The 12,630-nt window shown below is 73.8% G+C and carries 10 protein-coding genes; 4 read left to right on the plus strand and 6 right to left on the minus strand.

Annotated features, from left to right (window positions below):
- Nucleotides 1–30 precede the first annotated feature (30 nt).
- A complete protein-coding gene (gene ppc, locus O2W15_RS03785) occupies nucleotides 31–2,835 on the minus strand; it encodes a phosphoenolpyruvate carboxylase (RefSeq protein WP_269178416.1) in 2,805 nt (934 codons plus the stop codon).
- 55 nt (nucleotides 2,836–2,890) lie between these two features.
- Here ppc and O2W15_RS03790 point away from each other — a divergent pair, with 55 nt between their 5' ends.
- Entirely contained in the window at nucleotides 2,891–3,808 is a 918-nt protein-coding gene (locus tag O2W15_RS03790) for an SMP-30/gluconolactonase/LRE family protein (protein ID WP_269178417.1), read from the plus strand.
- A gap of 66 nt (nucleotides 3,809–3,874) precedes the next feature.
- Here the strand turns inward: O2W15_RS03790 and O2W15_RS03795 are convergent, their stop codons facing one another.
- On the minus strand, nucleotides 3,875–5,077 hold the full coding sequence (locus O2W15_RS03795) for an ABC transporter permease (protein ID WP_269178418.1): 1,203 nt from the start codon (nucleotides 5,075–5,077) through the stop codon (nucleotides 3,875–3,877).
- The gene (locus O2W15_RS03800) at nucleotides 5,074–5,982 is read right to left on the minus strand and encodes an ABC transporter ATP-binding protein (RefSeq protein ID WP_269161527.1); all 909 of its coding nucleotides are present in this window, start codon (nucleotides 5,980–5,982) and stop codon (nucleotides 5,074–5,076) included. Before O2W15_RS03800 ends, O2W15_RS03795 begins: the two co-directional genes overlap by 4 nt.
- A gap of 50 nt (nucleotides 5,983–6,032) precedes the next feature.
- Between O2W15_RS03800 and O2W15_RS03805 the strand changes: the two genes are divergently transcribed.
- Nucleotides 6,033–6,812, plus strand: coding sequence for a UdgX family uracil-DNA binding protein (locus tag O2W15_RS03805; protein ID WP_269178419.1), 780 nt, complete (start codon nucleotides 6,033–6,035; stop codon nucleotides 6,810–6,812).
- A 40-nt stretch (nucleotides 6,813–6,852) separates the two neighbouring features.
- On the opposite strand, the gene O2W15_RS03810 is transcribed toward O2W15_RS03805, so the two are convergent.
- From O2W15_RS03810 to pdxH, 3 genes are read right to left on the minus strand one after another with little or no spacing between them, the layout of a single operon-like run.
- Nucleotides 6,853–8,034: a glucose-1-phosphate adenylyltransferase family protein gene (locus O2W15_RS03810; protein WP_269178420.1), complete on the minus strand. Its 1,182-nt coding sequence runs from the start codon at nucleotides 8,032–8,034 to the stop codon at nucleotides 6,853–6,855.
- Nucleotides 8,035–8,063: 29 nt separating this feature from the next.
- Nucleotides 8,064–9,488, minus strand: a complete 1,425-nt coding sequence (locus O2W15_RS03815) for an MFS transporter (RefSeq protein ID WP_269178421.1) — start codon at nucleotides 9,486–9,488, stop codon at nucleotides 8,064–8,066.
- A complete protein-coding gene (pdxH, locus tag O2W15_RS03820) occupies nucleotides 9,485–10,132 on the minus strand; it encodes a pyridoxamine 5'-phosphate oxidase (RefSeq protein WP_269178422.1) in 648 nt (215 codons plus the stop codon). The genes O2W15_RS03815 and pdxH overlap by 4 nt, the downstream gene beginning before the upstream one ends.
- A gap of 143 nt (nucleotides 10,133–10,275) precedes the next feature.
- Between pdxH and O2W15_RS03825 the strand changes: the two genes are divergently transcribed.
- Both O2W15_RS03825 and serC read left to right on the plus strand, forming a co-directional pair.
- Complete coding sequence (locus tag O2W15_RS03825; RefSeq protein ID WP_269178423.1) at nucleotides 10,276–11,412, plus strand: citrate synthase 2; 1,137 nt, start codon at nucleotides 10,276–10,278, stop codon at nucleotides 11,410–11,412.
- A gap of 29 nt (nucleotides 11,413–11,441) precedes the next feature.
- Nucleotides 11,442–12,557 (plus strand): phosphoserine transaminase, encoded by a 1,116-nt coding sequence (serC, locus tag O2W15_RS03830; RefSeq protein ID WP_269178424.1) that lies wholly within the window; start codon nucleotides 11,442–11,444, stop codon nucleotides 12,555–12,557.
- Nucleotides 12,558–12,630: the final 73 nt, after the last annotated feature.

The raw sequence follows: 12,630 nt of genomic DNA on the forward strand, positions 1-12,630 counted from the left end.
TCCGGAGGTGGAACCCGCCGTCAGCGCACATCAGCCGGAGTTGCGCAGGGCGGTGGCGACGCCGTTGACCGACAGCTGGATGCAGCGGCGCACCAGCTCGTCGTCGTCCCCCTCCCGGCGGCGGCGCAGCATCTCCACCTGCAGGTGGTGCAGCGGCTCCAGGTAGGGGAACCGGTTGCGGATCGACCGGGCCAGGGACGGGTTGTCGGCCAGCAGCTCCGCATCGCCGGTGACCGCCAGCAGCATCCGCACCGTGCGCTCGTGCTCGGCGGTGATCTGGCTGAACACCCGGTCGCGCAGCTCCGCGTCGGGCACCAGCTCGGCGTAGCGGGCGGCCAGCTCCAGGTCGGTCTTGGCCAGCACCATGCCCATGTTGGACAGCACGGTGCGGAAGAACGGCCACCGCTGGTGCAGGTCCTGCAGCTGGGCCAGCCGGCCGGGGTCCCCGTCGACCCATGACTCCAGCGCCGTCCCGGTGCCGTACCAGCCGGGCAGCATGATCCGGGCCTGAGACCAGCTGAACACCCACGGGATCGCCCGCAGGTCGGCGATCTTGTCGCCGGCCTTGCGGGACGGCGGCCGGCTGCCGATGTTCAGCTCGGCCAGCTCCCGGATCGGGGTCGCGGCGCGGAACCACTCGACGAAGCCGGGCGTCTCGTGCACCAGCGCCCGGTAGGCGCCCTGCGCACGGGCCGCCAGGTCGTCGAGCAGCGTGTAGGCGTCCTCCGCGTCGGTGCCCAGGCCCTCGATGTCCAGCAGCGTCGACTCCAGGGTGGCGGCGACCAGCGCCTCCAGGTTCCGGCGGGCCAGGTCGGGCGAGGCGTACTTGGCCGCGATCACCTCGCCCTGCTCGGTGATCCGCAGCGCCCCGGCGACCGAGCCGGGCGGCTGGGCCCGGATCGCCTCGTAGCTGGGGCCGCCGCCCCGGCCGACGGTGCCGCCGCGACCGTGGAACAGCCGCAGCCGGATGCCGTTGGCGCGGGCGACCTCGACCAGCGCCAGCTCGGCCCGGTACAGCGCCCAGTTGGCGGCCAGGTAGCCGCCGTCCTTGTTGCTGTCGCTGTAGCCGAGCATCACCTCCTGGGCGTCGCCGCGGTTGGCCACCAGCGCCCGGTACAGCGGCTGGTCCAGCATCGCGCCCAGGATCGTGCCGGCGGCCTGGAGGTCGCCGATCGTCTCGAACAGCGGGGAGATGCCCACCGAGCAGGTGGGGCCGCCCTCGGCGCCCGGGTCGAGCAGCCCGACCTCCTTGAGCAGGACGGCGACCTCCAGCACGTCGCTGACCGACTCGCACATGCTGATCACGTAGTTCGGGATCGCCCGCGGGCCGAGCAGCGCCACCTGCTCGGCGGCCGCCACCAGCAGGTCCAGCTCACCGCGGGCCAGCTCGGAGAGCGCGGCGCCGGGGCGCACCAGCGGCCGGCGCAGCTGCAGCTCGCCGGTGAGCAGCTCGACCCGGGCCGCCTCGTCGAGTGCGGCGTAGTCGTCGCACACCCCGGCCCAGGCCAGCAGCTCGCCCAGCACCTCTTCGTGCACCGCGGAGTTCTGCCGCATGTCCAGCCCGCACAGGTGGAAGCCGAAGACCTCCACCGCGTCGCGCAGCCGGGCCAGTCGGTCGTCGGCCAGCGCACCCGCCCCGTGGCTGCGCAGCGAGGCGTCGACCGTCGCCAGGTCGGCGATCAGCTCCTCGGGCAGCTCGTAGGGCGGCAGCTCGACGTCCGGCTCCTCCCCCGGCACCGAGCCCAGGACCCGCCGCGCGGTCGCGGCCAGCCGTCGGTAGACCCCGCGCAGCGCCCGCCGGTAGGGCTCGTCGCCGCGGAACGGGGAGTCGTCGCCGGAGGCCTCGGCCAGCGCGTAGACCTCGTCGGTGGGCGTCACCAGCCGGTCGGACATCGACAGCTCGTCGGCCAGGCAGATCAGCTCGGCGAGGTGGTGGCGCAGCGCCGTCTCGGCCTGCCGGGTGGTCGCCCGGCGGACGGCGTCGGCGGTGACGAACGGGTTGCCGTCCCGGTCCCCGCCGATCCAGGAACCCGGCTGCAGCATCGGGGTGGCCAGCAGGTCGGCGTCCGGCCAGCGCTCACGCAGGGCCTGGCGGAGCTCGGTGTTGATCGCCGGGACGACCTCGAACAGCGACAGGTCGTAGTACCGCAGCGCCTCGTCGATCTCGTCGGCCAGCCGCAGCCGGGACAGCCGGAGCAGCGCCGTCTGCCAGAGGGTGAGCACCTCGCGGGACAGGTGCGCCGACCAGGCCCGCGCGTCGATCCCGTACGGCCCGGCGTTGTCGCGCTGCCGGATCAGGTCGGTGACCTGCTGCTGCACCTGGGAGATCGTGCGGCGGCGCACCTCGGTCGGGTGCGCGGTGACCACCGGGACGACGAGCGCACCGGCCAGTTCCCGGGCCACCGTGTCGCCGTCCAGGCCGGCCTCGTCCAGCAGGTCCAGCGACGCCGCCAGGCTCCCCTTCTGCGGGGGTGAGCCCTCCCGCCGGTGGTGCCGGCGGCGGCGCTCGTGGTGCACGTCCTCGGCGATGTTGGCCAGCAGCGAGAAGTGGCTGAACGCCCGGACGACGTGGTTGGCCTCGTGCAGGTCGAGCTGGGCCAGCCGGTCGGCGAGCTCGGAGCGGCCCACCTCGGAGCGGCGGATCCGGAAGGCCTCGACCCGGGTGGCCTCGACCAGCTCCAGGACGTCGGCGCCGGCCTGCTCGCCGATCACCTCCCCGAGCACTCGGCCCAGCAGTCGGATGTCGGCCCGCAAGGGCTCGTCGGTGCGGTCGTCCGGGTCGGTGGGACCCCCGGAGGGGCGCAGGTCGGCAACGTCGACGGTGGCTTCGGACACGGAGGCAGTATCCGCAACCGGTGTGACGGCCGGGTGTCCCGGGGAGGATGGGCGGGTGATCCGACTGCAGGCGACACCGACCAGCCCCGTCCCGGCCGAGCACGGAGAGGGCCCCGTCTTCGACGCCGCCACGCAGGAACTGCTCTGGGTGGACATCACCGCGGGGCTGGTCCGGCGCGGCACGATCGCCGGGGACGACGTCGTCCCGGTGGCCTCGCACCGCGGCGGTGACACGGTGGGGTTCGTCGCCCCGGCGGCCGCCGGCGGCTGGCTGCTGGGCGCCGGGGGCGGCATCACCCGGCTGACCGGCGAGGGTGACGCGCAGGTGCTGATCGAGCTCACCGGGGAGGGCGGCTCGGAGTCCGCGGGCGGCACCCGGATGAACGACGGCGCCTGCGACCGGGCCGGCCGGTTCTTCGCCGGGACGATGGCCTTCGACGAGCGACCCGGCGCCGGCAGCCTCTACCGGCTCGACCTCGACGGCACGGTCAGCACCGTGCTCGACGGCCTCACCATCTCCAACGGGCTGGTCTGGTCACCCGACGACCGCACCGTGTACCTCTCCGACTCCGGCGCGAAGACGGTGTGGGCGTTCGAGTACGACCTGGACACCGGCACCTTCGGCGAGCGCCGGGTGCTGCTGGACTTCAGCGACGACCCCGACGGCGTCGCCGACGGCCTCACCGTCGATGACGAGGGCTGCCTCTGGACGGCGCTGTGGGGCGGCGCCCAGGTGCGGCGCTGGTCCCCCGACGGCGAACTGCTCGCGGTCGTCGAGGTCGCCGCCCAGAACACCACCAGCTGCGCGTTCGTCGGCGACCTGCTGGTGATCAGCACGTCGGTGCACGGCATGGACGACGCCGCCCGGTCCGCCCAGCCGGACGCCGGGAGGCTGTTCACCGTGCGGCCCGGGGTGAGCGGCCCGCCGGCGAACCCCTACCGCGGCCCCCTCGGTGCCCTCCGCCAGCGCTGACCGCCGTCGTCCCCGGGCACTGCCCCAGCGGTGATCAGGTGACCTGATCACCGCTGGGGAGCGGCGTCAGGCCTTCTCGGCGGCCAGGGCCTCGCGCAGCTTGAGCCGACCGCCGGTGCGCAGCAGCGCCCCGGAGTAGATCCGCCCACCGATCCGGACGATGACGGCGATCGCCAGGACCATCAGCAGGACGGCGAGCCCGACCTCCCACCACGCGGCCTCGCCGGCGGCCTGCCGCACCGGCATCACCATCGGCGACAGCCCCGGCACGTAGGAGGTCACCGTGGCCAGCGTGCTGCCCGGGTCCTGAGCCGCCTGCACGGCCACGATGAACCCGACCACGAGCAGGATGGTCGTCGGCGTCAGCACGCTGCCCAGGTCCTCCTGCCGGCTGACCAGCGAGGCGGCCACCGCGAACACCGCCGCGTAGAACGCGTAGCCGATCACGAACCAGGCGAGCACGTTCAGCACGGTGCCGATCAGCTGCCCCGGCAGGTCGATGACGTCGAAGGCCAGCGCCCCGGCCACCCCGACCACGGCGATCACCGCGGTCTGCAGCAGCCCGAGGGCACCCAGGCCGATGATCTTCCCGGCCAGCAGCTGCCACGGGCGCATCGTGGCCAGCAGCAGCTCGACCACCCGGCTGGACTTCTCCTCGACCACGCCCTGGGCGACGAACTGCCCGAACAGGATGAAGAGGAAGTACAGCAGGCCCACCCCGAGCAGCGCGACGACCGTGGCCTGCGTGCGGTCCTCCTCGTCCGCCTCCAGGGCGACGACGTCGACCGCGGGGGCGGGCTCGAGCTGCACCCCGGCCTCGGTGAGCTGGTCGGCCACCGAGAGGGCGGCCAGTGCGCTCTGCACGAGGTCCTCGGTGCTCCCGCCCGCGGACTGCACCAGGAGCTCGGGCCGGCTGCCCGTCGGGTCGAGCAGGGCGGCGTCGACGTCCTCCTCCGCGACGGCGGTGCGGGCGGCGGCCTCGTCGGCCAGCTCGACCACCGTCACCTCGGTGCCCAGCGCCTCGCCCTGCTGCTGCAGGACCTGCTCGACGGTCCGGTCGCCGCCGACCAGGCCGATCCGGCTGGTCGACTCCCCGCCGCCGAGGAGCACCTGGAACAGCATCAGGCCGATGATCAGGACGATCAGCACCGCGGAGCTGACCAGGAAGCCCTTGTCCCGGATCCGGGTGGAGATCTCCCGGCCGGCCACGAGCCGGACGAGCTGGGCCGGGCTGTGCGGCTTGATGTCGGTGGATGCAGGCGCGGTCATGCCGCCACCTCCCGGGTGTCGGTGACGGCGTGCCGGAAGAGCTCGACCAGGGTCGGTTCGCGCCAGGCGAAGTGGGCGACCCGGCCCGTGGCCAGGGCGGCGGCCAGCACCTGCTGGTCGTCGGCGCCCGGGGCCAGCTCCAGCACGGTGTCGCCGCGCTGCTCGGAGACCACTCGCACGCCGGGGACGGCGGCGGCCCAGCCGTTCGGCGCGTCCGGGGCGACGACGCGCAGCTGCCGGCCGGTGGCCGCGGAGCGCAGCTCGTCGACCGTGCCGCTGGCGACGATCTTGCCGCGGGCGAGGATGCCGACCGCGTCGCAGAGCCGCTCCACCAGGTCCAGCTGGTGGCTGGAGAAGACGACGGGCACGCCGCGCCGGCACTGCTCGAGCAGCGCCTCGGCCAGCGAGTCGACGCCCACCGGGTCCAGCCCGGAGAACGGCTCGTCGAGGATCAGCACGTCGGGCTCGCTGACCAGGGCGGCGGCCAGCTGGACGCGCTGCTGGTTGCCCAGCGACAGCTTCTCCACCCGGTCGTTGCGCCGCTCCCCCAGCCCGAGCCGCTCGGCCCAGTGCTCGGCGGCGCGGCCGGCGGCCCGGGCGTCCAGGCCGTGCAGCCGGGCGAAGTAGGCCAGCTGCTCGCCGACCTTCATCTTCGGGTAGAGGCCGCGTTCCTCGGGCATGTAGCCGATCCGGCGGCGGACGACCTCGTCGACCGGCCGCCCCGTCCAGCGCACCTCCCCGGCATCGGCGCGCGCGAGGCCCATGGCGATCCGCATGGTGGTGGTCTTCCCCGCCCCGTTCGATCCGCAGAAGCCGAACATCTGGCCCGGGGCCACGGTGAAGCTCACCCCCTCGAGCACCTGGTTGCTGTCGTAGGCCTTGTACAGGCCGTCGAACTCGAGCACTGCTCCTCCGGTGTCCGTCGTGTGCGTGCAGCCCTTGCCATCCGCAACGAGTGGAGCCTGTCGCATCACTTTCCAACCCGTCAAGTGAACAGCGCGGTGCATCCTCCGTTCGTGCTGCGCCGGCGCCCTCGGTCCGGTGGGATCGGGGCATGACGGAGAACCAGCCAGCGCAGGTGCCCAGCGGCGTGGGCCTGGCCGGGCTGCGGGAGGCGGCGGCCGGCTGCCGGGCGTGCGAGCTCGGCGAGCCGGCCACCCAGACCGTCTTCGGCGAGGGCCCGGAGACCGCCCGGATCGTCTTCGTCGGTGAGCAGCCCGGCGACCAGGAGGACCGCGCGGGCGAGCCGTTCGTCGGCCCGGCCGGCAAGCTGCTGGACCGCGCGCTGACCGACGCCGCCATCGACCGGCGCGACGCCTACGTGACGAACGCGGTGAAGCACTTCCGGTTCACGCCCACGCCGAAGCGGCGGATCCACCAGTCCCCGGGTGCCGAGCACCTGCGGGCCTGCCACCCGTGGCTGGAGGCGGAGTTCGCCGTCCTCCAGCCGGAGGTGGTGGTCTGCCTGGGCGCGGTGGCGGCCAAGGCGCTGATCTCGCCGTCGTTCCGGATCACCCGTGAGCGCGGGCAGCTGCTGCCGTGGACGCCGCCGGGCGTCCGTGCCGCGGAGGCGTCGCTGCCCGACGCCGACCAGGACGAGGACGCTCCGCACCAGACCTGGGTGCTCGCCACGGCGCACCCCTCCGCCGTGCTCCGGACGCCGGACGACGCCCGGGCCGCCGCCTACGACGCGCTCGTGGCCGACCTCCGGGTCGTCGCCCACGCCCTCGCCTGACACCCGGGAGGGGCCAAAGTCGCGCTTTTGGCCCCGCGGGTCAGTCCTCCTCGGGTTCGGGGTGGCGGGCCCCGGCGGAGAGCTCGGTCCCGGCCTCGACCGTCGCCCGGCGGCCGACCAGGGTGATCGCGCCGTCCCCACCGACGGTGGCCCGCTCCCCCACCGTCACCCCGTCGTCCAGGACGGTGCGGGTGACGGTGGCCCCGGCGCGCACCCGGGAGCCGGGCAGCAGCACCGAGTCGATGACGGTCGCCCCCGGCTCGACGATCACCCCCGGCGACAGCACCGAGCCGCGCACCTCGCCGGCCACCCGGGTACCCCCGGACACCAGGCTGTCCTCGACCACCGCGCCGCTCAGCAGGCGGGCCGCACTGTGCCGGCCGCCGCGGGTGTGGATCGGCCAGCTCGGCTCGTCCAGGTCGATCGGCGGCTCCTCGCAGCGGAACTCGCGGTGGGCCTCCCAGTAGGACTCGACGGTGCCCACGTCCCGCCAGTAGCCGTTCAGCGGGTACGCCCGGGCCAGCCCGTCCTTCGTCTGCGCCGGCAGCAGGTGGGTGCCCAGGTCCTCCAGACCGTCCTCGCCGACCTGGTCGCTGATCGCCTCGAGCCGGTCCAGGGTCTCGTTCGGGGAGAAGACGAAGACCTCGTTGGTGGCCGTCGTCGTCGCCGGCTGGTCGGGCTTGTAGGCGTAGTCGGTGACCTTGCCGTCGTCCCCGGCCTGGACGATGCCGTAGCGGCTGGCGTCGTCCTCCTCGACCTCGGTGGTGACCATGGTGACCTCGGCCCCGGAGCCGAGGTGGGCCTCGACGACGTCGCGGTAGTCGAGCTTGTAGACCGCGTCGGAGCTGACCACCACGAGTGCGTCGGCGCCGAAGTCCCGGATCAGCTGGGACTGCCGCCAGAGCCCGTCGGCGGTGCCCATGGTGAAGCCGCCCCGCTCGCTGCCCTGGAACGGCGGCAGCATCATCAGCCCGCCGGTGGTGCGGTCCAGGTCCCACGGGCGGCCGTTGGCCAGGTGCTCGTTCACCGACTGCGGCTGGTACTGCTCGGACACCCAGACGTCGGGGAGCTGGGAGTGCTCGCAGTTGGACAGCGGGAAGTCGATGAGCCGGTAGACCCCGGCGAACGGGACGGCGGGCTTGGCCCGGGTCTCCGTCAGCAGTTCGAGGCGGCTGCCCTTGCCACCGGCGAGGACGAGGACGAGGACCCGCGGGAGTGCCATGACCGCCCACGTACCCGGGCGCGGGCGGCTCACCCCTCGGGCGGTGCGGCGTGCCCCTCGGCCAGCCGGCGGCGGGCGTCGCGGGCCACCTCGTCGGCCCGGGACGCCCGGAACAGCCAGAACGACGGGACCGCGACGGCGACCACGGCCATCGCCACCACGATCACCACGCCACCGGAGACCATCGCCGCGGTGACGCCGACGCTGCTGGCCATCAGGCCGGCGCGCAGGTCGCCCAGCCGTGGCCCGCCGGCGACGACCACGATGAACACACCCTGCATCCGGCCGCGCATCTCGTCCGGCGCCGCCGTCTGCAGCATCGCCGAACGGAGCACCGCGCTGACCATGTCGCCGGCGCCCGCGACGGCGAGGCAGAGCACCGCCAGCCACAGCGTCGAGGCCAGCCCGAAGCCGATGATCGCCACGCCCCACACCGCGATGGCGGCCAGCACGACGGCGCCCTGCCGGTCGACCCGGCTCACCCACCCCGAGGTCAGGCCCATCAGCAGCGAGCCGATCGACACCCCGGCGAACAACCAGCCCAGGCTGTTGGCATCACCCCGGTAGACCGTCTGGGACAGCTCGGGGAAGACCGCCTGCGGCCAGGCGAAGAGCATCGCGATGAGGTCGACGACGAAGGTCATCAGCAGCAGCGGCTGGGTGCGCAGGAAGGCGAAGCCCTCCCCCACCCCGCGCACCGCCGAGCCGAGCCGCACCCGCCCGGAGACACCCTCCGGCGGCAGCGGGGGCAGCCCACGCAGCAGCAGGACAGCGGCGACGAAGCCGAGGGCGTCGATCGTGTAGACGATCGAGAGGTCGCCCAGGCCGATGAGCAGGCCGGCCAGCAGCGGCCCGACGACCACGCCCGCCTGGCGCACCGTCATCGCCAGCGCGTTGGCCGCCGCGACCTGGTCCCGCCCCACCAGCGCCGGGATCACCGCGCTGCGGGCGGGCTGGTTGACCGCGGCGAACCCGGAGACGGCGGCGGCCAGCACCCAGAGCACGCTGATGTGCCCGTCACCGGGCAGCAGCGCCTGGACGGCCAGCAGCGCGCTGGTGACCGCCGCACCCGTGGAGCTGATCAGCATCAGCACGCGGCGGTCCATGGCGTCGGCGATCGCGCCGCCGAGCAGGCCGAAGACGACCAGCGGAACCAGCGCGACGACCGAGGTGAGCCCGACCATCAGGGAGGAGCCGGTCAGCTCGTAGACCTGGTACGGGACGGCGACCAGCGTCATCTGCTGGCCGAGCATCGTCACCGCGACACCACCGAAGACCCGGCGGAAGGCGCGGTTGCGCAGCGGCGTGGTGTCCAGCGCCCAGCCGCGCCGGCGGGTCACCGGCTGCGGCTGCTCGACCGGCAGACCCCCCTCGACCGGATCGACCGGCTCCACGCCACCATCAAAATGGCCATTTTGGTGGTCGGGGTCGTCGGGGTGGTTCGGGTCCTTCACGGGGCCAGGCGCTGCGCGACCCAGCCGCCGCCTTCCTCGTCATCGCGCACGAACAGCAGCCGGTCGTGCAGGCGGTCATGGCCGCCCTGCCAGAACTCCACCCGCTGGGGCAGCACCCGGTAGCCGCCCCAGTTCTCCGGGCGCGGCAGCTGCCCGGGCGGGGTCTGGGCGTCCAGCTCGGCCACCCGGGTGCGCAGCAGCTCCCGCGACTCGACCACCGTCGACTGGATCGAGGCGGCCGCGGCAAGCTGCGAGCCGCGGGGCCGCGGGTCCCAGAGCAGGTCCGACGCGGTCGGCCCGATCCGCTCGACGGCACCGGAGACCCGGACCTGCCGCTGCTGGGCGTGCCAGGGGAAGACCAGCGCCGCCCGGGGGTTGACGGCCAGCTGGGCGGCCTTGGCCGAGGCGTAGTTGGTGCCGAAGACGAACCCGTCGACGTCGTAGCCCTTCATCAGCACGACGCGGGCATCGGGCATGCCGTCGGCGTCCGCGGTGGCCACCACCATGGCGTTGGGCTCGGGCAGCTCGGCGGCGACGGCGTCGGCGAACCAGCGGTCGAACTGCTCCACCCAGGTGGCCGCGAGGCCCTCCTCCCCGAAGCCGCTGTCGTCGTAGTCCCTGCGCATGCGGATCAGGTCGGCCACCGGCTCATGCTGCCACCGTTGCAGTGCGCACCGCCCGCTGGCCGGGAGCCGGGGTGCACCCCGGGGTCGCCCAGCCCCTAAGTTGAGGCTCGTCGTGCGCTGACCAGCGTCCGTCCCCACCCGCGCGCAGAGGAGCATGCGAGATGGCCGACGACTTCGTACCGGGCCTGGAGGGCGTCATCGCCTTCGAGACCACCATCGCGGAGCCGGACAAGGACGGTGGGGCGCTGCGTTACCGCGGCGTCGACATCGAGGACCTGGTCGGCAAGGTCACCTTCGGCAACGTCTGGGCGCTGCTGGTCGACGGGAAGTTCGGCCCCGGCCTGCCCCCGGCCGAGCCGTTCCCCATCCCGGTGCACACCGGTGACGTCCGGGTCGACGTGCAGGCCGCGCTGGCGATGCTGACCCCGATCTGGGGCTACCGCCCGCTGCTGGACATCTCCGCCGAGGAGGCCCGCGACGAGCTGGCCCGAGCCGCGGTCATGGCGCTGTCCTACGTGGCCCAGTCGGCGCGGGGCATCGGCATCCCGGCCGTGCCGCAGAAGCGGATCGACGAGGCCTCCAGCATCGTCGAGCGGTTCATGGTCCGCTGGCGCGGCGAGCCCGACCCGCGGCACGTCGCCGCCGTCGACGCCTACTGGACCTCGGCCGCCGAGCACGGCATGAACGCCTCGACCTTCACCGCCCGGGTCATCGCCTCCACCGGCGCCGACGTCGCCGCCTCGCTGTCCGGCGCGATCGGGGCGATGTCCGGCCCGCTGCACGGCGGCGCCCCCTCCCGGGTGCTGCACATGCTGGACGGCGTCGAGGCCTCCGGCGACGCGGTGAAGTACGTGAAGGACCTGCTCGACAAGGGCGACCGACTGATGGGCTTCGGGCACCGCGTCTACCGCGCCGAGGACCCCCGTGCCCGGGTGCTGCGCCGGGCCGCCGAGGAGCTGGGCGCGCCCCGCTTCGAGGCCGCCCTGGCCCTGGAGAAGGCCGCCCTCGCCGAGCTGCGCGAGCGCCGTCCGGACCGCCCGATCGAGACCAACGTCGAGTTCTGGGCCGCGATCGTGCTGGACTTCGCCGAGGTGCCCAGCCACATGTTCACCTCGATGTTCAGCTGCGCCCGCACCGCCGGTTGGTGCGCGCACATCCTGGAGCAGAAGAACACCGGGCGGCTGGTGCGCCCGTCGGCGCGCTACGTCGGGCCCGACCCACGCAAGCCCGAGGACGTCGAGGGCTGGGACACCATCCAGACCAAGTCGCTCGGCGAGCCCGCCCCCGCCCCCGCCTGACGAAGGACCATCCGAGAGGCAGACCGCACATGAGCATCACCATCCCCACCGACCTGCTCCCCCGGGACGGCCGCTTCGGGTGCGGCCCCTCCAAGGTCCGCCCGGAGGCGCTGCGCGCCCTGGCGACCGACGGGGCCGGGCTGATGGGCACCTCGCACCGGCAGGCGCCGGTGAAGGGCCTGGTCAAGCGGGTCCGGGAGGGCCTGTCCCAGCTCTTCGACCTGCCCGACGGCTACGAGGTGGTGCTCGGCAACGGCGGGACGACGGCGTTCTGGGACGCCGCGACCATCGGCCTCATCCGCCGGCGCAGCGCGCACGGCAGCTACGGCGAGTTCTCCGCGAAGTTCGCCTCCGGGGTCGCCGAGGCACCGTTCCTCGACGCCCCGGTGATCGCCAAGGCCGCGCCCGGCTCGCTGGCGCTGCCGACGGCCGAGGCCGGGGTCGACGCCTACTGCTGGGCGCACAACGAGACCTCGACGGGGGTCATGGCGCCGGTCACCCGCCCGTCGGGCATCGACGCCGACGCCCTGGTGCTCATCGACGCGACGTCCGGTGCCGGCGGGCTGCCGGTCGACGTCGCGCATACCGACGTCTACTACTTCGCCCCGCAGAAGTCCTTCGCCAGCGACGGCGGCCTGTGGATCGCGCTGATGTCGGCCGCGGCGCTGGAGCGGGTGGCCGAGATCAAGGCCTCCGACCGCTGGGTCCCCGGCTTCCTGGACCTGTCGATCGCCGTCGACAACTCCGGCAAGGACCAGACCTACAACACCCCGGCCGTCGCCACGCTCTTCCTGCTGGCCGACCAGATCGACTGGATGCTGGGCCTGGGTGGGCTGTCCGGTGCGGTGGCGCGGAGCGAGGAGTCCGCGAGCCGGCTCTACGGGTGGGCGGAGAAGACCTCCTACACCTCGCCGTTCGTCGCCGACCCCGCACAGCGCTCCCTCGTGGTCGGCACGGTCGACTTCGACGAGTCGGTCGACGCCGCGCTGGTCGCCACGACGCTGCGCGCCCACGGCGTCGTCGACGTCGAGCCGTACCGCAAGCTCGGCCGCAACCAGCTGCGGGTGGGCATGTTCCCGGCGGTCGACCCCGACGACGTGACGGCGCTGACCGCCTGCATCGACCACGTGGTCGAGCGCCTCTGACGCCCGTGGCCGGCTCCCTCGGACCGGCCATCCCGTCCGCACGGCAGTGACCCACCGTGGTTCCCGGGCCTGG

The sequence above is a fragment of the Modestobacter sp. VKM Ac-2979 genome, assembly GCF_026967995.1.
Taxonomy (GTDB): Bacteria; Actinomycetota; Actinomycetes; order Mycobacteriales; family Geodermatophilaceae; genus Modestobacter.

What these genes read in the sequence shown, in the direction of transcription:
- O2W15_RS03810 (WP_269178420.1), bottom strand. Translation starts at nt 8,034, where the DNA reads ATGGCACTCCCGCGGGTCCTCGTCCTCGTCCTCGCCGGTGGCAAGGGC.
- O2W15_RS03795 (WP_269178418.1), bottom strand. Translation starts at nt 5,077, where the DNA reads ATGACCGCGCCTGCATCCACCGACATCAAGCCGCACAGCCCGGCCCAG.
- serC (WP_269178424.1), top strand. Translation starts at nt 11,442, where the DNA reads ATGAGCATCACCATCCCCACCGACCTGCTCCCCCGGGACGGCCGCTTC.
- O2W15_RS03825 (WP_269178423.1), top strand. Translation starts at nt 10,276, where the DNA reads ATGGCCGACGACTTCGTACCGGGCCTGGAGGGCGTCATCGCCTTCGAG.